Annotated in this window: 12 protein-coding genes; 4 read left to right on the top strand and 8 right to left on the bottom strand. The window is 75.5% G+C overall.

What is annotated here, in order from left to right:
- Positions 1-63: 63 nt before the first annotated feature.
- On the bottom strand, positions 64-375 hold the full coding sequence (locus tag ASG41_RS09715; RefSeq protein ID WP_200938811.1) for a DUF1905 domain-containing protein: 312 nt from the start codon (positions 373-375) through the stop codon (positions 64-66).
- A 100-nt stretch (positions 376-475) separates the two neighbouring features.
- Here ASG41_RS09715 and ASG41_RS09720 point away from each other — a divergent pair, with 100 nt between their 5' ends.
- Positions 476-1,813, top strand: a complete 1,338-nt coding sequence (locus ASG41_RS09720) for an FAD-dependent oxidoreductase (RefSeq protein ID WP_056293215.1) — start codon at positions 476-478, stop codon at positions 1,811-1,813.
- A gap of 75 nt (positions 1,814-1,888) precedes the next feature.
- Here the strand turns inward: ASG41_RS09720 and ASG41_RS09725 are convergent, their stop codons facing one another.
- Together ASG41_RS09725 and ppc are read right to left on the bottom strand one after the other, a co-directional pair.
- Positions 1,889-7,948 carry an IPT/TIG domain-containing protein gene (locus tag ASG41_RS09725; protein ID WP_157519238.1) on the bottom strand — a complete coding sequence of 2,020 codons (6,060 nt, stop codon included), beginning with the start codon at positions 7,946-7,948 and terminating at the stop codon, positions 1,889-1,891.
- A 244-nt stretch (positions 7,949-8,192) separates the two neighbouring features.
- Positions 8,193-10,982: a phosphoenolpyruvate carboxylase gene (ppc, locus tag ASG41_RS09730; RefSeq protein ID WP_082556753.1), complete on the bottom strand. Its 2,790-nt coding sequence runs from the start codon at positions 10,980-10,982 to the stop codon at positions 8,193-8,195.
- Between the two features lie 55 nt (positions 10,983-11,037).
- Here ppc and ASG41_RS09735 point away from each other — a divergent pair, with 55 nt between their 5' ends.
- Together ASG41_RS09735 and ASG41_RS24725 are read left to right on the top strand one after the other, a co-directional pair.
- The gene (locus tag ASG41_RS09735; RefSeq protein WP_157519240.1) at positions 11,038-11,964 is read left to right on the top strand and encodes an SMP-30/gluconolactonase/LRE family protein; all 927 of its coding nucleotides are present in this window, start codon (positions 11,038-11,040) and stop codon (positions 11,962-11,964) included.
- A gap of 554 nt (positions 11,965-12,518) precedes the next feature.
- The gene (locus ASG41_RS24725) at positions 12,519-13,055 is read left to right on the top strand and encodes an endonuclease domain-containing protein (RefSeq protein ID WP_056293230.1); all 537 of its coding nucleotides are present in this window, start codon (positions 12,519-12,521) and stop codon (positions 13,053-13,055) included.
- Between the two features lie 74 nt (positions 13,056-13,129).
- Here the strand turns inward: ASG41_RS24725 and ASG41_RS09745 are convergent, their stop codons facing one another.
- Genes ASG41_RS09745 through ASG41_RS09760 form a run of 4 tightly spaced genes read right to left on the bottom strand, consistent with a single transcriptional unit; the run spans position 13,130 to position 17,085 of the window.
- Positions 13,130-14,002, bottom strand: coding sequence for an SDR family oxidoreductase (locus ASG41_RS09745; RefSeq protein ID WP_056293233.1), 873 nt, complete (start codon positions 14,000-14,002; stop codon positions 13,130-13,132).
- Positions 13,999-14,979: a TIGR03557 family F420-dependent LLM class oxidoreductase gene (locus ASG41_RS09750; RefSeq protein WP_082556754.1), complete on the bottom strand. Its 981-nt coding sequence runs from the start codon at positions 14,977-14,979 to the stop codon at positions 13,999-14,001. The genes ASG41_RS09745 and ASG41_RS09750 overlap by 4 nt, the downstream gene beginning before the upstream one ends.
- Before the next feature lie 31 nt (positions 14,980-15,010).
- Complete coding sequence (locus ASG41_RS09755; protein ID WP_056293236.1) at positions 15,011-16,183, bottom strand: ABC transporter permease; 1,173 nt, start codon at positions 16,181-16,183, stop codon at positions 15,011-15,013.
- Positions 16,180-17,085: an ABC transporter ATP-binding protein gene (locus ASG41_RS09760; RefSeq protein ID WP_056294758.1), complete on the bottom strand. Its 906-nt coding sequence runs from the start codon at positions 17,083-17,085 to the stop codon at positions 16,180-16,182. The genes ASG41_RS09755 and ASG41_RS09760 overlap by 4 nt, the downstream gene beginning before the upstream one ends.
- A gap of 89 nt (positions 17,086-17,174) precedes the next feature.
- Here ASG41_RS09760 and ASG41_RS09765 point away from each other — a divergent pair, with 89 nt between their 5' ends.
- Complete coding sequence (locus ASG41_RS09765; RefSeq protein ID WP_056294761.1) at positions 17,175-17,831, top strand: UdgX family uracil-DNA binding protein; 657 nt, start codon at positions 17,175-17,177, stop codon at positions 17,829-17,831.
- Between the two features lie 26 nt (positions 17,832-17,857).
- Here the strand turns inward: ASG41_RS09765 and ASG41_RS09770 are convergent, their stop codons facing one another.
- Positions 17,858-19,036 carry a glucose-1-phosphate adenylyltransferase family protein gene (locus ASG41_RS09770; RefSeq protein ID WP_056293239.1) on the bottom strand — a complete coding sequence of 393 codons (1,179 nt, stop codon included), beginning with the start codon at positions 19,034-19,036 and terminating at the stop codon, positions 17,858-17,860.
- Positions 19,037-19,072 lie beyond the last annotated feature (36 nt).

Here is a 19,072-nt window from a genome sequence, read left to right on the forward strand (position 1 = left end):
TGGTGGGTGCGGCTGGGGTCGGGACTGGACTGCCCACCCGGGAGGGGGCCCACGCCTGGACGGTCACCCCGGCCGCAGCACCTCGACGTGCACCGTCACCACGTCCCCGAGCTCCACCTGCTCGGCCCGGCGCACCGCCAGCCGCAGCGGGACGACGTACCCGCCCTCCCGCGGCCACAGCGCCGTCGTGCCGGTGGTCGCCCCCAGCCGCAGCCGGACCGGCACCATGCCCCAGCCGTAGCTGACCTCGCGTGCCCACTCGCGGACCTGCTCGGCCAGGTCGCCGTCCACGGTCACGAAGTGGTGCGGGGCCGGCCCGCGCCACTCCACCACCGGCCCGGTCACCTCGAACTCGCCGACCACCGTGTCGCGCACTCCCCCAGCCTGCCCGTCCCCGCGCCCGGTGCCCAGGCCTGCGGCCCAGAGCTGGTGCGCAGACCTGGTGCGCGGGCCCGCGGGGGCGCAGGATGCGCCCATGGACGCCGAGCGGCAGCTGCGGGTGGCGGTGGTCGGCGCCGGCCCCGCCGGGGTCTACGCCGCGGAGGCGCTCGCCGACCAGAGCGAGGTGCCCGTGGCGGTGGACCTGCTGGACCGGCTGCCGACCCCGTTCGGGCTGGTCCGGCACGGCATCGCCCCCGACCACACCAAGATGCGGGCGCTGTCGGAGACCCTGCGCCGCACCCTGGACCACCCCTGCGTCCGGTTCGTCGGCAACGTCGACGTCGGGGTGGACCTGTCGGTCGCCGACCTGCGCGCCCACGTGGACGCCGTCGTCTGGACCCACGGCGCCTCCGGGGACCGTCGGCTGGGGATCGACGGGGAGGACCTGCCCGGCAGCCTGGCCGCGACCGACGTCGTCGCCTGGTACTGCGGCCACCCCGACGCCGACCGGGCGCTGGTGGAGACGGCGCTGGCCGGGGCCCGCGACGTCGTCGTGGTCGGGGTGGGCAACGTGGCCCTGGACGTCGCCCGGGTGCTGGCCCGCTCCCCCGGCGAGCTGGCCGGCACCGACATGCCCCAGCACGTGCTCGACGCCCTCGCCGCCGCCCCGGTCGAGCGGGTGACCGTGCTGGGCCGCCGAGGACCGGCACAGGCCACCTTCACCACCCAGGAGCTGCGCGAGCTGGGCCACCTGGAGGCCGCCGTGGCCCTGGTCGACCCGGTCGGGCTGGACGAGGAGTCCCAGGTGCGGGCGGTGGCCCGGAACCTGGCCGTGCTCCGCGAGTGGGCCGACCACGCCCCGGAACCGGGCAAGGCCAGCGTCCGGCTGCGGTTCTTCGCCCGGCCGGTGCGGATCGAGGGCTCCGACCGGGTCACCGGCGTCGTCGTCGAGCGGACCGAGGTCGACGCGGCGGACCGGCTCACCGGCACCCGGGAGGTCGACGTCGTCCCGGCCGACCTGGTGGTGCGCTCGATCGGCTACCAGGGCCGCGGGCTGCCGGGACTGCCGGTCGACGACCGCACCGGCGTGGTGGCCAACGAGGCCGGCCGGGTGCTGCGGGACGGCGTCCTGAGCCCCGGCGAGTACGTGGCCGGGTGGATCAAGCGCGGGCCGACCGGGGTCGTGGGCACCAACAAGCACGACGCGCGGGAGACCGTGCACGCCCTGCTCGCCGACGCCGGAGGCCTCCCCCGCGGCACCGGCCCCGACCTGGTCGCCGCCCTGCTGGACCGCGGCCTGCACCCGGTGCTGCTGGACCACTGGCGGGCCATCGACGACGCCGAGGTCGCCCTCGGTGCGACCCGTGGCCGGGCCCGCACCACGATGCACGACCGCGCGGCCCTGCTGGCCGCGGCGCACCCCCCGCGCTGAACGCCGCCGCGCCGCCCGACCCGGTGGGGTCGGACGGCGCGGTCCTCGGGCTGCCGGGTCACGCCCGGCGGGCGGTCACCCCCGGCCGTGCCGGCGACGCCCGGCGAGCACCAGGCCCAGGCCGGTCAGCAACGCCAGCGCCCCCAGCCCGGCGGGCACCCCCAGCTCGGACCCGGTGGAGGCCAGGCCCCCACCGCCCCGGGTCGGACCGGAGACCGTGACCGTGGTGGTCGTGCCGCTGACCCCCGGACCACCCGAGCCGGGGTCACCCGAGCCGGGGCCGCCCGCACCGGGTCCCCCCGCACCCGGGCCGCCGGGAGCGCCCGGCTCCTGCGCCCCGTAGGTGAACGGCAACGGCGCCGTCACGCCGCCCGGCGTCGTGACCACCACGTCGACCGTGCCCGGCGCGCCCGGAGGCGTCACGACGGTCAGCTCGGTCGGCGACACGACCGTCACCGGGACGCCGACCCCGCCGATCGTCACCGTCGTCGCGCCCGGCACGAACCCGGTGCCGACCACGGTGACCGTGGTGCCCCCGCCCACCGGCCCGGTGGCCGGCGTCAGCGAGGTGGCCGTCGGGACGACGGGGGCCACGTAGGTGAAGCCCGTCGGGCCCGACGTGCCACCCGGCGTCGTCACCGTCACGATGACGACCCCGGCCGGGCCACCGGGGGTGGTGAACACCAGCTCGGTGGGCGAGACCACCGTGACGTCCCCGGCGGCCACCGTGGTCGGTCCGACGGTCACCGTGGTGGCGCCGACCACGAACCCGGACCCGGTCAGCGTCACCGCGGTGCCCCCGGCCGCGGGGCCGGAGGCCGGGCTGATCCCGGTGAGGACCGGGGCGCCCGGTACGGCGACGGCCGTGTAGCCGAAGCCCACCGGCCCGGACGTGCCCCCCGGCGTCGTGACCGTCACCGGCGCCACGCCCGCCGGGTCACCCGGGGTCAGGAAGGTGAGCTCCGTCGGGGACACCACGGTCACGTCGGCCGCGGGCACCGTGTCCGAGCCGATCGACACCGTCGTCGCCCCGGCCACGAAGCCGGTCCCGGTCAGCGTCACCGCGGTGCCGCCGGTCGCCGGGCCGGACGCCGGGCTGATGCCCGTCACCGACGGCAGCGCGGGAGCCACGTAGGTGAAGCCCGCGGCGGCCGAGGTGCCCGCCGGGGTGGTCAGCCGGACCTGCACCAGCCCGGCCGGGTCACCCGGCGTCACGAACGTCAGCTCCGTCGGGGACACCACGGTCACGTCGGCGACGGCGACCGTGTCCGTGCCGATGAGCACGCTCGTGGCACCGGCCAGGAACCCCGTGCCGGTGAGCGTGACCAGCGTGCCACCGGCCACCGGACCCGATGCCGGGCTGAGGCCGGTCACCGCCGGCAGGACCACCACCGGGGCGAGGTACGTGAAGGCCACCGGGCCCGACGTCCCCCCGGCGGTGGACACCGACACGTCGACCGGACCGGCCGGGCCACCGGGGGTGGTGAACCGGAGCTCGGTCGCGGACACGACCGTCACGGCCCCGGCGGCCACGGTGTCCGGGCCGACCGTGACCGTGGTGGCGCCGGCCAGGAAGCCGGTACCGGTCAGCGTCACCACGGTGCCGCCGGCCACCGGGCCGGAGGCCGGGTCGAGGCCGGTGACCGTCGGGAGGGCCGCCGCCACGTACGTGAAGCCCACCGGCCCCGACGTCCCCGCCGGGGTGGTGGCCCGGACCTCGACCAGCCCCGCCGGGTCCCCGGGCGCCAGGAAGGACAGCGCCGTGGACGAGGAGACGGTGACGACGCCGGCTGGCAGCGTGTCCGACCCGATGGTCACGGTCGTGGCACCGGCCACGAACCCGGTACCGGTCAGGGTCACCGACGTGCCACCGGCCACCGGCCCGGACGCCGGGTCGATGCCGGTCACCACCGGGGCGGCGGGCACGTGCGCCAGGTAGGTGAAGCCCGCCGGCCCCGAGGTCCCCGCCGTCGTGGTCACGGTGACCTCGACCAGGCCCGCCGGGTCACCCGGCGTCAGGAAGGACAGCTCGGTCGCCGACGTCACGGTCACGTCGGCCGCGGCCACCGTGTCGGCGCCGATGACGACGGCCGTCGCCCCGCTCACGAACCCCGAGCCGGTCAGCGTCACCGGGGTCCCACCGGCTGCCGGCCCCGACGAGGGGAGCAGGCCGGTCACCGTCGGCGCCACGGGGGCCGGCGCCAGGTAGGTGAAGCCCACCGGGCCCGACGTCCCCCCGGGCGTCGTGACCGTCACCGTGACCAGGCCCGCCGGGTCACCCGGCGTGAGGAAGGACAGCTCGGTCGCCGACGTCACGGTCACGTCGGCCGCGGCCACCGTGTCGGTGCCGACGACCACGCTCGTCGCGCCGGACACGAAGCCGGACCCGGTCAGCGTCACCGTCGTGCCACCGGCGACCGGACCCGACCCCGGGTCGATGCCGGTCGCGGTGGGCGCCAGCGGGGCCGGCGCCAGGTAGGTGAAGCCCACCGCCCCGGAGGTCCCCCCGGACGTCGTGACCGTCACCGGGACCACCCCCGCCGGGTCACCCGGCGTCAGGAACGTCAGCTCCGTCGGGGACGACACCGTCACCTGACCCGCGGGCACCGTGTCCGCGCCGATCGACACCGTCGTCGCACCGGCCTCGAAGCCGGAGCCCGCCAGCGTCACCGTCGTACCACCGGCAGCCGGCCCGGACGACGGGCTGATGCCGGTCGCGGTCGGGGCCACCGGGAGCGGTGCCAGGTAGGTGAAGCCCACCGGCCCCGAGGTCCCGGCCGGCGTCGTCACCGCCACCGCGGCGACCCCGGCCGGGTCGCCGGGCGTCAGGAAGGCCAGCTCCGTCGGGGACAGCACCGTCACCGAGCCCGCGGGCACGGTGTCCGCGCCGATGGACACCGTGGTCGCACCGGCCTCGAAGCCGGAACCCGTCAGCGTCACCGGCGTGCCACCGGTCACCGGCCCCGAGGCCGGGTCGATGCCCGTCACCGCCGGAGCTCCGGGGACGGCGACGGCCTCGTAGGTGAAGCCCACCGGACCCGACGTCCCGGCCGGCGTCGTCACCGACACCTGCACCAGTCCGGCCGGGCCGCCCGGGGTGGGGAAGGACAGCTCGGTCGGGGACACCACGGTCACGGAGCCGGCCGGCACCGTGTCCGCACCGATCGACACCGTCGTCGCGCCGTCCACGAAACCGGTCCCGGTCAGCGTCACCGCGGTGCCACCGGCCACCGGGCCCGACGCCGGGCTGACGTCGGTCACCGTCGGCGCCACCGCGACCGGCGCGAGGTAGGTGAACCCGGCGGGGTCCGAGACCCCGGCCGGGGTCGTGACGGTCACCGCGACCACACCCGCCGGGTCACCGGGGGTCGGGAAGGACAGCTCGGTCGGCGACACCACCGTGACGTCGACGGCGGCCACCGTGTCCGCACCGATCGACACCGTCGTCGCGCCGTCCACGAAGCCGGTGCCCGTGACGGTCACCGTGGTGCCCCCGGCCGCGGGGCCGGACGCCGGCGCGAGCGCCGCCACCGTCGGCGCGACGGGTGCGAGGTAGGTGAAGCCGGCCGGCGGCGACGTCCCGGCCGGTGCGGTGACCGTCACCTGCACCAGGCCCGCGGGGTCGCCGGGGGTCAGGAACGACAGCTCCGTCGCGGACACCACGGTCACGTCGGCCAGCGCCACCGTGTCGGTGCCGATCACGACCGAGGTGGCGCCGTCGACGAAGCCGGAACCGGTGACCGTCACCGGGGTGCCACCGGCCGCCGGACCGGAGGCCGGGGTGAGTCCGGAGACCGTCGGGACCACCGGCGCGAGGTAGGTGAAGCCCACCTCGCCCGAGGTCCCGGTCGCCGTGGTCACCGCGACCCCGACCAGACCCGCCGGGTCGCCGGGCGTCACGAAGGACAGCTCCGTCGGCGAGGTGACGGAGACGTCCGCCGCCGGGACGGTGTCCGCCCCGATGGTGACCGTGGTGCCGCCGGCGACGAACCCGCTGCCGGTCAGGGTCACCGGGGTGCCGCCGGCGACCGGACCGGACGCCGGCGCGATGCCGGCGACCGCCGGGGGCACCGGGGCCACGTAGGTGAAGCCCACCGGCCCCGACGTGCCCGTCGCCGTCGTCACCGAGACCTCCACCAGGCCCGCCGGGTCACCCGGGGTCGTGAACGTGAGCTCGGTGGGCGACAGCACCGTCACCGCGCCTGCGGGCACCGTGTCCGAGCCGATCGACACCGTGGTCGCACCGGGCACGAACCCCGTGCCCGTCACCGTCACCGGGGTGCCGCCGACGGTCGGACCCGACGCCGGGCTGATCGCCGTGAGGGCCGGCGGGACGACCACCGGCGCGAGGTAGGTGAAGCCCGCCGGGGACGACGTCCCCGCGGGCACCGTGACCGTCACGTCGACGGTGCCGGCCGGGTCGCCGGGGGTCGTGAACGACAGCTCCGTGGGCGAGGCGACGGCCACGTCGGCCGCGGCGACGGTGTCCGCGCCGATCGTGACCGTGGTCAGCCCGGCCACGAAACCGGTGCCCGTCACGGTCACCGCGGTGCCGCCGGCCTCCGGCCCCGACGCAGGCGCGAGGCCGACGACGGTCGGGCGCACCGGCGCCAGGTAGGTGAAGCCCACCGGGCCCGACGAGCCCGCCGTCGTGGTCACCGCGACCCCCACCAGGCCCGGCGGGTCACCCGGGGTCACGAAGGTGAGCTCCGTGGGCGACAGCACCGTCACGCCCGCGGCGGCCACGGTGTCCGAGCCGATCGACACCGTGGTCGCGCCGGCCACGAAGCCCGAGCCGGTCACCGTCACCGGGGTCCCGCCGACGGAGGGGCCCGACGCGGGGCGCAGGCCCGTGACGGCCGGGGCGGCCGGCACGGCGGGCGGCACGTAGGTGAAGCCCAGGGGGCCCGACGTCCCGTCCGGCGTGGACACCCGGACCTGCACGAGGCCGGCGGGGTCGCCCGGCGTCACGAAGGACGCCTGGGTCGGGGAGGACACGGTCACGTCCGCGGCAGCGACCGTGTCGCCGCCGATGCTGACCGTGGTGGCCCCGGGGACGAGGTCGGTGCCGGTGAGCGTGACCGTGGTGCCACCGGCGACCGGCCCGACGGAGGGGGTCAGCCCGGACAGCGAGGGCACGGCCAGCCACCGGTAGGGCAGTCCGGGGGTGGACGTGCCGCCCGGGGTGTTGGTGACGCTGACCGTGGTGGGGCCGGCCGGACCCGCGGGGGTGGTGAACCGCAGCGACGTCGGGCTGAGCACCGTGACCTGCGCGGCGGGGACGACGGTCCCGCCGATGGTCACCGACGTCAGGCCCGGGGAGAACCCGGAGCCGGTGACGGTGACCGTCGTGCCGCCCTCGTCGGGCCCCTGCGCGGGGGTGAGCCCGGTGGCCGTGGGCGTGACGGCCGCCGGGGTCTCGCAGGCCGCCGTGCCCAGGGTGATCGTGCCGGCCTGCACCGAGGCGAGCCCGAGGACGTCCAGCCGCAGCGAGATCGTCAGTGCGGTGGCGGTGGCCGAGGCGGCGGTCGTGGTCTCGGTGGCCGGGGTGACGGTGGCGACGAGGCGGGCGGCGGGGATGCCGACGACGGTGACCGGCACGTCGACGACGGCTCCGGCGGTGGCGGAGACCGCGGTCCCCAGGACGTTGAGCCCGACCACGTCGGTGTCCGCCGTGGGCGCTCCGCCCGCGGGGCAGGCCGCGGTGGCGCCGAGCACGGACGCCGTGATCGGGCGCCCCAGGACCGACAGCGCCAGACCCTCGACCCGCGACGTCCCGGAGGAGCCGGCCTGGGTCGAGGTGGTGGACGCCGTCAGCAGTCCGTTCGTCGCGGTGACCCCCAGCAGGCCCGCGCCCAGGCCGGCCCGGAGGTCGACGAGTGCCGCGGAGCCGCTGGGAGGTGCGCTGGACCGGACCAGGTCCACGTCGGCGGCCAGCACCGGGACCACGGTCGCCGGGATGGCCGGGGGGAGCCCCGGGAGCGTGACGCTCGCGGCGAGGGCGAGGTCCAGCGCCTGGGCCCGCGCCTGGCCCGGCGCCGCCTGCGCAGGCGTCGCGGTGCCCAGCGCCACCAGCACTCCGACCAGCACGGCCGCGCCAGCACGCGACCACTTCTTCCAGGTCACAGGGTCCACCCGTCGTCCTGCCGTCCCGTCCGGCACACCGCCGGCACGGATACGACTCGTCCCGTTTCGGTACGAGGGTCAGCTGTGTCGACTTGTCGATGGAACGACACGGACTCCGAACGGGGGGCGGGAGCATCCGATGTGGTGAACCCGTGACCGATCGGTCACAGCACCCGGCCGGGCCGGTCCCGGACGCGCGAGAGCCCCGTGTCGGCGTGCGACACGGGGCTCTCGGGACGGGCTGCGGGAGGGGTCAGCCCGAGTTGCGCAGGGCGGTGGCCACGCCGTTGATGGTCAGCTGGATGCAGCGCTTGACCAGCTCGTCGTCGTCGCCCTCGCGACGACGACGCAGCATCTCCACCTGCAGGTGGTGCAGGGGCTCCAGGTAGGGGAACCGGTTGCGGATCGAGCGGGCCAGCGAGGGGTTGTCGGCCAGCAGGTGGTCGTCGCCGGTGATCGCCAGCAGCATCCGGCAGGTCCGCTCGTGCTCGGCGGTGATCACGTCGAAGACCCGGTGCCGCAGCTCCTCGTCGGGCACCAGCGAGGCGTAGCGGGCGGCCAGCTCCAGGTCGGTCTTGGCCAGCACCATGCCCATGTTCGACAGCACCGTGCGCAGGAACGGCCAGCGGGTGTGCAGCTCCTGCAGCCTGGCCAACCGCACCGGGTCGCCGTCCACCCAGGACTCCAGCGCCGTCCCGGTGCCGAACCAGCCCGGCAGCATGATCCGGGCCTGGGACCAGCTGAACACCCACGGGATCGCCCGCAGGTCGCTGATCTTGTCCCCGGCCTTGCGCGAGGGCGGCCGGGAGCCGATGTTCAGCTCGGCCAGCTCGCGCACCGGCGTCGCCGCCCGGAACCACTCCACGAAGCCCGGCGTCTCGTGCACCAGCGCCCCGTAGGCGGCCTGGGCCCGCGCGGCCAGGTCGTCGAAGAGCGCGTAGACCTCCTCGGCGTCGCCGTCCAGGCCCTCCAGCGAGAGCAGCGTGGACTCCAGGGTCGCCGCGACCAAGGCCTCCAGGTTGCGGCGGGCGAGGTCGGGCTCGGCGTACTTGGCCGCGATGACCTCGCCCTGCTCGGTGATCCGCAGCTGCCCGGCCACCGACCCCGGGGGCTGCGCCCGGACCGCCTCGTAGCTGGGGCCACCGCCCCGGCCCACGGTGCCGCCGCGGCCGTGGAACAGCCGCAGCCGGACGCCGGCCTGCGCCGCGACCTCGACCAGGGCCAGCTCGGCCCGGTACAGCGCCCAGTTGGCGGCCAGGTAGCCGCCGTCCTTGTTGGAGTCGGAGTACCCGAGCATGACCTCCTGGGTGCCACCGCGGCCGTCCACCATCGACCGGTAGAGCGGCTCGGCCAGCATCGCGGCCAGGGTCTCCCCGCCGCCCTGCAGGTCCCCGATGGTCTCGAACAGCGGGGCGATCATGATCGGCGAGGCGGGCAGGCCGGCCTCGTCCAGGGTGACCAGGCCGACCTCCTTGAGCAGGACGGCGACCTCCAGCACGTCGGACACCGACTCGCACATGCTGATCACGTAGTTCGGGATGGCCCGCGGACCCAGCAGCCGGACCTGCTCGGCCGCGGCCACCAGCAGGTCCAGCTCGCCGCGGGCCAGCTCCGACAGCTCGGCGTCCGCGCGCACCAGCGGGCGGCGCAGCCGCAGCTCACCCAGCAGCACCTCGCGCCGGCCGGCCTCGTCCAGCGCGGTGTAGTCCGGGCAGACGCCGGCCCAGGCCAGCAGCTCGGCCAGCACCTCCTCGTGCACCGAGCTGTTCTGCCGCATGTCCAGCCCGGACAGGTGGAACCCGAAGACCTCGACGGCGTCGCGCAGCCGCCGCAGCCGGTCGTCGGCCAGCGCGCCGGCGCCGTGGGTGCGCAGCGAGGCGGCCACCACGTCCAGGTCGGCGATCAGCTGGCCGGGCTCGTCGTAGGGCTCCAGCTCGACGTCCGGGAGCGGGCCGGGCACGTGGCCGAGCACCCGCACGGAGGTGGCGGCCAGCCGCCGGTAGACCCCTCGCAGGGCGCGGCGGTAGGGCTCGTCGGCGCGGAACGGCGAGTCGTCCCGGGAGGCGTCGGCCAGCGCCTCCAGCTCCGGTGTCGGGGAGACCAGCCGCTCGGACATGGAGAGCTCGTCGGCCAGGCAGACCAGCTCGGCCAGGTGGTGGCCCAGCGCCGTCTCCGCGGCCCGGGTCGTCGCCCGGCGCACCGCGGCCGCCGTCACGAACGGGTTGCCGTCCCGGTCCCCGCCGATCCAGGACCCCGGGCGCAGCATCGGGGTGGGCAGCAGGTCCGCGTCGGGCCAGCGCTGGCGCAGCGCGGCGCGCAGGTCGGCGTTGATCGCCGGGACGACGGCGAACAGCGACAGGTCGTAGTAGCGCAGCGCCTCGTCGATCTCGTCCTCCAGCCGCAGCCGGGACAGCCGCAGCAGCGCCGTCTGCCACAGCGTGAGGACCTCGCGCCACAGGTGCGCCGACCAGGCCTGCTCGTCCGGCGCGGTCCCGCGGGTGCGCATCAGCTCGGTCACCTGGCGCTGCACCTGGGACACCGTGCGCCGCCGGACCTCGGTGGGGTGTGCGGTGACGACCGGGACGACGAGGGCGCCCTCCAGCTCGTGCGCGACGACCGCCGGGTCCAGGTCGGCGGCGTCCAGCAGCTCGAAGCTGGCCGCCAGCGTGCCCTTCTGCGGCGGGGACCCCTCCCGGCGGTGGTGCCGGCGACGGCGCTCGTGGTGCACGTCCTCGGCCAGGTTGGCCAGCAGGGAGAAGTGGCTGAACGCGCGGATCACGTGGTTGGCGCTGCGCGCGTCCAGCCCGGCGAGGGTCTCGGCCAGCCCGCTGCGGTCGACCTCGGAGCGGCGGATCCGGAAGGCCTCGACCCGGGCGGCCTCGACGACGTCGAAGACCTCCTGGCCGGCCTGCTCGCGGACCACCTCCCCGAGCACCCGGCCCAGCAGCCGGATGTCCTCCCGGAGCGGGGCGTCACCGGCCCGGTCGTCGTCCTCACCTGCGGCGGGACGGAGGTCGGCGACGTCCACGGTGGCTTCAGACACGGGCGCATCCTGCCTGGTGGGTGTGACGCGCACGTGTCCCGGGGAGGATGAGCGGGTGCTGACGCTCCCCGCCGACCCCGTGACGACGCTCGACCCGGCCGTGCACGGCGAGGGCCCCACGTGGGACGCCGACCGGCAGGAGCTGCTGTGGGTGGACATCACCCGCGGGCAGGTCCGGCGCGCGACGGCGTCCGCCGAGGGTGCACTCGCCGAGGTCGGCGTGCACCGCGGCGGGGACGCCGTGGGCGTCGTCGTCCCGGCTGCCGACGGCGGCTGGCTGCTGGGCGCCGACGGTGGGTTCACCCACCTGTCCCCCACCGGCGGGGCCACCGTGCTGGTCGAGCTGGCTGCCGAGGGCCCGGCCGCGAACACCCGGATGAACGACGGCGCCGTCGACCCGGCCGGCCGGTTCCTCGCCGGCACGATGGCCTTCGACGAGTCCCCGGGCGCGGGCTCGCTGTACCGGGTGGACCTCGACGGCAGCGTGCACACCGTGCTGCGCGACCTGACCGTCAGCAACGGCATCGAGTGGACCGCCGACGGCCGCACCGTCTTCCTCGCCGACTCCGGGGCCGCCACGGTGACCGCGTACCCCTACGACGTCGCGACCGGGGAGTTCGGCGAGGGCCGGGTCGTGATCGACCTGTCCGACGACGACGCCGGCGCCCCCGACGGGCTGACCGTCGACGACGAGGACCACCTCTGGGTCGCCGTCTGGGGCGGCGGGCAGGTCCGCCGGTACACCCCCGCCGGCGAACAGGTCGCCGTCGTGACCGTGCCGGCGGCGAACACCTCGAGCTGCGCCTTCGCCGGCCCCGCCCGGGACCTGCTGGTCATCAGCACCTCGACCCAGGGCCTCACCGACGCCGACCGCGCAGCCCAGCCCGACGCCGGGCGGCTCTTCACCGCCCGCCCCGGCGTCACCGGCCGCGCCGCGGGTGTCTACCGCGGCCCGACCGACGTCCTCCGCGAGGTGCGCTGACCCGCCCTGGCATGGGATCCCTCGCATACCGGTGGGCTCGCCACCCGTATGCAGGGGATCCCATGCCGGAGCGGGTGGTGGCTCCTTCGACCCCACGGCTGTGGAGAACGGCGCTCGTCCACAGGGGCGTCGGCGCTGCGGGGCTCGCCTGGCCACGATGCGGCGCATGGAGTGGAGACCGGTCATCCGTGCGGCCCTGGAACGAAGCGGGGGCATCGTCACCCGCAGTGAACTGCTGGCGGTCGTCCCCCGCGAGGTCGTCGACGCCGCGCTGCGGCTGCGGTGGCTGGTCAGGCACCTGCCGCACACCTACCTCGCACCCGAGACGGCCCCGACGGACGACGTCCGGGCGCGGGCGGCCCTGCGACACCTGGGGCCGGGGGCGGCGCTCAGTCACACGACCGCGCTCAACTGGCACCTGCGACGCCCCTTGCCGCTGCCCCTGAGAGCCACGATCGACCACGGGCGACGGCTCCACGGGGCCCCGGCGCTGGTGGTCCACCGTCGCCTGGACTTCGCCACCACGGCTCCCCAGTGCCAGGAGGTGCGGGGGGGTGCTGGTCACCGAACCGGCCCGGTCCCTCGTGGATGCCTGGCCGCTCCTGCCCCGTCCCGATCGACGTCCGGCCGCGATCGAGGTCGTCCGCACGGGACTCACCACCCCGACCCTGTTGGGGACGGCGTTCGCCCAACGGCCCAACGTCGCGGGTCGGCGTGAGCTGTCGACCACCATCGCCCTGCTGCGCGACGGCGTGCGCAGCGAGCTGGAGGCCCTGGGCGTCCTCACGGTGTTCGACCACCCCGACCTCCCCAGGAGCACGGGGCAGAAGCGGGTCGATGTCGCGGGCCGGCACTTCTACCTGGACCGGTGCTGGGAGGAGGCGATGCTGGCAGTCGAGCTGGACGGCAAGGACCACCACACCTCACCGGTGGACCGGGCGCGCGACCTGGAGCGTGACCGGCTCCTGGCCACTCGCGGCTGGCTCGTCCTCCGCTTCACCTACGCCGACGTCGTCCGGGACCCCGCTGGCGTCCGTCGCACGGTGCTCGCCGTGCACCGCCAACGGATGACCCGATCGCAGTCCGCCTGAGCCGTCTCGGCATGGGATCCCCCGCATACGGCAGATGCGTCCACCGATATGCGGGGGATCCCATGCCAGGGCGGTCAGTTGATCGGGGAGCCGCCCGTCACGCCGATGACCTCGCCGCTGGTGAAGCTGGCGTCCTCGCTGGCCAGGTAGACGTAGGCGCCGGCCAGCTCGGCCGGCTGGGCGGCCCGCTGGAGCGGCGCTGCCTTGCCGAAGCCCTCGACCTGGTCCTCGGGCATGGTCGCCGGGATGAGGGGCGTCCACACCGGGCCGGGGGCCACGCAGTTGACCCGCACCCCGACCTGGGCGAACTCGTCGGCCATCGACGTCGTCAGGTTGACCAGCGCGGCCTTGGTGGCGGCGTAGGCGGCCAGCGCCGGGGACGGCGTGAAGGCCTGCACCGAGCTGGTCACGATCACCGAGGAGCCGGGCTCCAGCTCGGGCTTGGCGGCCTGCAGCAGCCAGAAGAACGCGTAGACGTTGGTCCGGAAGGTGCGGTCGATCTCCGCGGTGGAGAACTCCAGCACGTCGGACACCACGTTCTGGAACGCCGCGTTGTGCACCAGCAGGTCGATGCCGCCCAGGCCCTCGACTGTCTGCGCGACCAGGCCCTTGGCGACGGTCTCCTCGGAGATGTCGCCGGGCAGCAGCACCGCCGTCCGGCCGGCGTCGCGGACCAGCCGGGCGGTCTCCTCGGCGTCGTCGTGCTCGGAGAGGTAGGAGATCGCCACGTCGGCGCCCTCCCGGGCGTAGGCGATCGCCACGGCCCGGCCGATGCCGGAGTCGGCGCCGGTGATCAGCGCCCGACGGCCGGCGAGCCGGCCGGAGCCGCGGTAGGAGTCCTCGCCGTGGTCGGGCTGCGGGGTGAGCTCCGCCGTCCGGCCGGGGTGCTCGACCTGCAGGGCCGGGATGTCGGCGGTGTGCTTGGTGCGGGGGTCGACGAGGCTCATGCGCCGAACGCCTCCCGCCAGGCCGGCATCAGCTCGCGCCGGGTCCACTCCAGGTAGGGCTGTTGCTGGTCACCGCCGATCTGCACCAGGGCCAGGTGGGTGTAGCCGGCGTCGGCGTAGGCCTGCGCCGCCTCGATCACCGCGCCCACGTCGCTGCCGCAGGGGATGGACTCCGCGACGTCGGACTCCCGGACGAACTGGCTGGCGGCCTCGAAGCCCGCCGTCCCGGGGAGGTCGGCGTTGACCTTCCAGCCCAGCCCGAACCAGCGGAAGAGCTCGTGCGCGCGGGTGACCGCGGCGGCCTGGTCGGTGTCGTAGCTGATCGGCATCTGGCCGACCCGGTTCTTGCCCGCGCCGCCGGCGGCGTCGAACATCTCGCCGAGCTCGGGCCTGGGCTCGGTGCCGATCATGACGTCGGCGTACTCCCCGGCCAGCTCGCAGCTCTTCTTCCCCGACACGGCGATGCCGATCGGCACGCCGCCCTCGGGCAGGTCCCAGATCTTGGCGCCGTCGGCGTGGAAGTGCTCGCCGTGGAAGGTGGTGTAGCCGTCCCCGGCGAGCAGCTCCTTGATCAGCTGCACCGCCTCGGTGAACATCTCCTGCCGCACGGCGACGGCCGGCCAGCCCTCCCCGGCGACGTGCTCGTTGAGGTTCTCCCCCGACCCCAGGCCCAGGGTGAACCGGCCGTCGGCCAGCAGCTGCAGCGTGGCCGCCTGCTGCGCGACGACGACCGGCCGGTACCGCAGGATCGGCGAGGTCACGTACGTCATCAGGTCGATCCGGCTGGTGGCGTGGGCGGCCGCGCCGAGGGTGACCCAGGCGTTCGGGGCGTGGCCCATGGAGTCCAGCCACGGCGAGAAGTGGTCGCTGCACACCGCGAAGTCGAAGCCGACCTCCTCGGCGCCGACGACGTGCGAGACGAGGTCCTTCGGACCCGCCTGCTCGGTCATCATCGTGTAGCCCAGCTGCATGCTCATGGCCGCAGCGCTACCCCGCCGCGGGGGGAGGTCAACCCCGATCGGCGGCCAGCGCCTCGCGCAGCTTGGTCTTGCCGCCGGTGCGCAGCAGCGCCCCGGAGTAGACCCGCCCACCGATCCGGACGACGACGGCGATCGCGACCAGCATGAGCAGCACGGCGACGGCGACCTCCCAGACGGCCGCCTCCCCCGCGGCCATCCGCACCGGCATGACCAGCGGGGACAGCCCCGGCACGAACGAGGTGACCGTGGCCAGCGTGCTGCCCGGGTCCTGGGCGGCCTGCAGGGAGACGATGAACCCGACGACCAGCAGCAGCGTGGTCGGGGTCAGCACGCTGCCCAGGTCCTCCTGGCGGCTCACCAGCGAGGCGGCGACGGCGAACACCGCGGCGTAGAACGTGTAGCCCAGCACGAACCAGGCCACGACGGACACCACGGTCGGGACGACGGCCGAGGGCACCGACACCACGTCCAGCGCCAGCGAGCCGACCACCCCGATGACGGCGATGGTCACCAGCTGGGCCAGGCCCAGCAGCCCGAGGCCGATGATCTTGCCGGTCAGCAGCTGCCACGGCTTCATGGTCGACAGCAGGATCTCCACGACCCGGGAGGACTTCTCCTCGACCACCCCCTGGGCGACGAACTGCCCGAAGAGGATCAGCAGGCCGTAGAGCACGACCACGCCCAGCAGCGCGACCAGGACGGCGGTGGTGTCCCCGTCGTCGTCGGGGTCGAGCACGGAGTAGGAGATGGCGGGCGCAGCGACCAGGTCGACGCCCTGCTCACCGAGCTGGCGGGCGACCGAGAGCGCCCCGACGGCGGTCTCGGCGATCGCCGCGGCCGCCTCGTCCGCGCTGGACTCGACGACCACCCGCGGGGCGTCGCCGGCGCCGTCGACGAGCACGGCCTCGACGTCGCCGTCCTCGACGGCCTGCCGGGCGGCGTCCTCGTCGGCCAGCTCGACGACGGTCACCTCGGTGCCGACCTGCTCCCCGGACCGCACGAGGGCCTGCTCGACCTGGGCGCCACCGGCCACGGTGCCCACGGTGGTCGTCTGGGTGGAGGAGCCGGAGACGAGCTGGAAGACCATCAGGCCCAGCACCAGCAGCACGATGACGACCGAGCTGACGATGAAGCCCTTGTCCTTGACCCGGGTGGACATCTCCCGGCCGGCGACCAGCCGGACCTGACCGAACGCGCTCACGCCGCCACCTCCTGGGTCGAGACGGCCTCACGGAACAGCTCGACGAGCGTGGGTTCGCGCCAGGCGAAGTGCCGGACCGGGCCGGCGCGCAGCGCCGCGGCCAGGACCGCCTGGTCGTCGGTGCCCGGGGCGAGCTCCAGCACGGTGTCCCCGCGGGACTCGCTCACCACGCGCACCCCGGGGACGGCGCCGGCCCAGCCGTTCGGGGCGTCGTGGACGACGACCCGCAGCTGACGGCCGGCCTCGGCCGCGCGGAGCTCGTCGACGGTCCCGCTGGCCACGATGCGCCCGCGGGCCAGGATGCCGACGGCGTCGCACAACCGCTCGACCAGGTCCAGCTGGTGGCTGGAGAACACGACCGGCACGCCGCGGCGGCACTGCTCGAGCAGCGCGTCGGCCAGGGAGTCCACGCCGACCGGGTCCAGGCCGGAGAACGGCTCGTCCAGGATGAGCACCTCGGGCCGGCTGACCAGGGCGGCGGCCAGCTGGACGCGCTGCTGGTTGCCCAGCGACAGCTTCTCCACGCGCTGGTCGCGCTTGTCGGCCAGACCCAGCCGCTCGGTCCAGTGCTGCGCGGCGGCCGCGGCGTCCCCGGCGGTGAGGCCGTGCAACCGGGCGAAGTAGACGAGCTGCTCGACGACCTTCATCTTCGGGTAGAGGCCGCGCTCCTCCGGCATGTAGCCGATGCGGCGGCGGGCCGCCTCGTCCAGCGGGGTGCCCTGCCAGCGGACCTGGCCGGCGTCGGCGCGGGCCAGGCCCATCGCGATCCGCATCGTGGTGGTCTTCCCGGCGCCGTTGGACCCGCAGAAACCGAACATCTGGCCGGGCGCGACGGTGAAGCCGACCCCGTCCAGCACCCGGTTCTCGCCGTAGGCCTTGACCAGTCCGTCGAACTCGAGCACGTGCTCCCTCTCGCCGCAGCTGTTCCGTGACGCGACCGTATCGGTGCGCTCGTCCTGCGGCGCGGGCGCCACCGGTGTGTCATCGGGTGATGAGCGAGACCGCACCCGTGCCGCACGACGCCGGCCTGCCCCAGCTGCGCGAGGCCGCCGCGGGCTGCCACGCCTGCGAGCTGTGGGAGCCGGCCACCCAGACCGTCTTCGGCGAGGGGCCCGAGACCGCCCGCATCGTCTTCGTCGGCGAGCAGCCCGGCGACTCCGAGGACCGGGCCGGCGAGCCGTTCGTGGGCCCCAGCGGCAAGCTGCTGGACCGCGCCCTCGAGGCCGCCCGGATCGACCGCCGGGACGCCTACGTCACCAACGCCGTCAAGCACTTCCGGTTCACGCCGACCGGCAAGCGGCGCATCCACCAGTCCCCGGGCGCAGAGCACCTGCACGCCTGCCGCCCCTGGCTGGCCGCCGAGTTCGCCGTCCTGCAGCCCGAGGTCGTCGTCTGCCTGGGCGCCGTGGCCGCCAAGGCACTGATCTCGCCCTCGTTCCGGATCACCCGGGAGCGCGGGCAGCTGCTGCCCTGGACCCCGCCGGGCACCACGCCCGGCGAGGACGACGAGGACGGCGCCCCCGCCCAGACCTGGGTGCTGGCCACCACGCACCCCTCGGCCGTGCTGCGCACCCCGGAGGAGGACCGGGCGGCCGCCTTCGACGCGATGGTCGCCGACCTGCGCGTGGTGGCCACCGCGCTGGCCTGACCCCGTGCTGGCCTGACCCCGGCGGGTCAGTCCTGCTCGGGGTCGGGGTGCCGGACGCCGGCGGGCAGCTCGGTGCCGGCCTCGATGCGGGCCCGGCGGCCGACGAGGGCGACGTCGCCGTCCCCACCCACCGAGGAGCGTTCGCCGACGTCGACGCCGTCGTCGAGCACCGCCCGGTGCACCCGCGCCCCGGCGCGGACCCGGACCCCCGGGAGCAGCACCGAGTCGGTGACCTGCGCGCCGGCCTCGACGACCACGCCCGGGGACAGCACGGAGCCGGTGACCCGGCCGGCGACCCGGGTGCCGCCGGAGACCAGCGAGCCCTCGACCTCGGCGCCGGGCAGCAGCCGGGCCGCGCTGTGCCGGCCCCCGCGGGTGCTCAGCCGCCAGGCCGGGTCGTCCAGGTCGATCGGCGGGTGCTCGGCCAGGAAGTCCATGTTGGCCTGCCAGTACGCCGGCACGGTGCCGACGTCGCGCCAGTAGCCCTCCAGCCGGTGCGCGCGGGCCAGGCCGTCGCGGGTCTGGGCGGGCAGCAGGTGGCTGCCCAGGTCCTCCAGGCCGTCGTCCCCGCAGTCGGCGGCGAGGGCTTCCAGCCGGTCCAGCGTCTGCTGCGGGGAGAACACGAAGACCTCGTTGGTCGCCGTCGTGGTGGCCGGCTCGTCGGGCTTGTAGACGTAGTCGGTCACCTTCTCGCCCTCGGTCTGCACGATCCCGTAGCGGGCGGCGTCGTCCGCGGCGACCTCGGTGGTGACCATGGTGACCTCGGCGCCGGACCCCAGGTGCTCCTCGGCGACGGCCCGGTAGTCCAGCTTGTAGACCGCGTCGGAGCTGACCACGACCAGGGCGTCCGGGCGGGCCTCACGCACCAGGTCGGCCTGCCGCCAGAGGACGTCGGCGGTGCCGGTGGCCCACCCGCCGCGGTCGGTGCCGCGGAAGGGCGGCAGCGTCATGAGCCCGCCCGACGTGCGGTCCAGGTCCCACGGCCGGCCGTTGGCCAGGTGCTCCGACAGCGACGCCGGGTGGAACTGCACGGCCACCCAGACGTCGGCGATCCCGGCGTGCTGGCAGTTGGACAGCGGGAAGTCGATGAGCCGGTACACCCCGGCGAAGGGGACGGCGGGCTTGGCCCGGTTCTCGGTCAGCAGCTCCAGGCGGCCACCGGCACCGCCGGCCAGCACGAGCACGAGGATCTTGGAGAGGGCCATGCCGGTGACTACCCCGCGCGCACAGGGTGCATGCAG

The organism is Modestobacter sp. Leaf380, assembly GCF_001424485.1.
GTDB lineage: Bacteria > Actinomycetota > Actinomycetes > Mycobacteriales > Geodermatophilaceae > Klenkia.

Excerpts from the sequence above, each read along its gene's own strand:
- ASG41_RS09765 (WP_056294761.1), top strand. The coding sequence starts at position 17,175 with ATGAGCGAGACCGCACCCGTGCCGCACGACGCCGGCCTGCCCCAGCTG.
- ASG41_RS09770 (WP_056293239.1), bottom strand. The coding sequence starts at position 19,036 with ATGGCCCTCTCCAAGATCCTCGTGCTCGTGCTGGCCGGCGGTGCCGGT.
- ASG41_RS09750 (WP_082556754.1), bottom strand. The coding sequence starts at position 14,979 with ATGAGCATGCAGCTGGGCTACACGATGATGACCGAGCAGGCGGGTCCG.
- ASG41_RS09720 (WP_056293215.1), top strand. The coding sequence starts at position 476 with ATGGACGCCGAGCGGCAGCTGCGGGTGGCGGTGGTCGGCGCCGGCCCC.
- ASG41_RS09745 (WP_056293233.1), bottom strand. The coding sequence starts at position 14,002 with ATGAGCCTCGTCGACCCCCGCACCAAGCACACCGCCGACATCCCGGCC.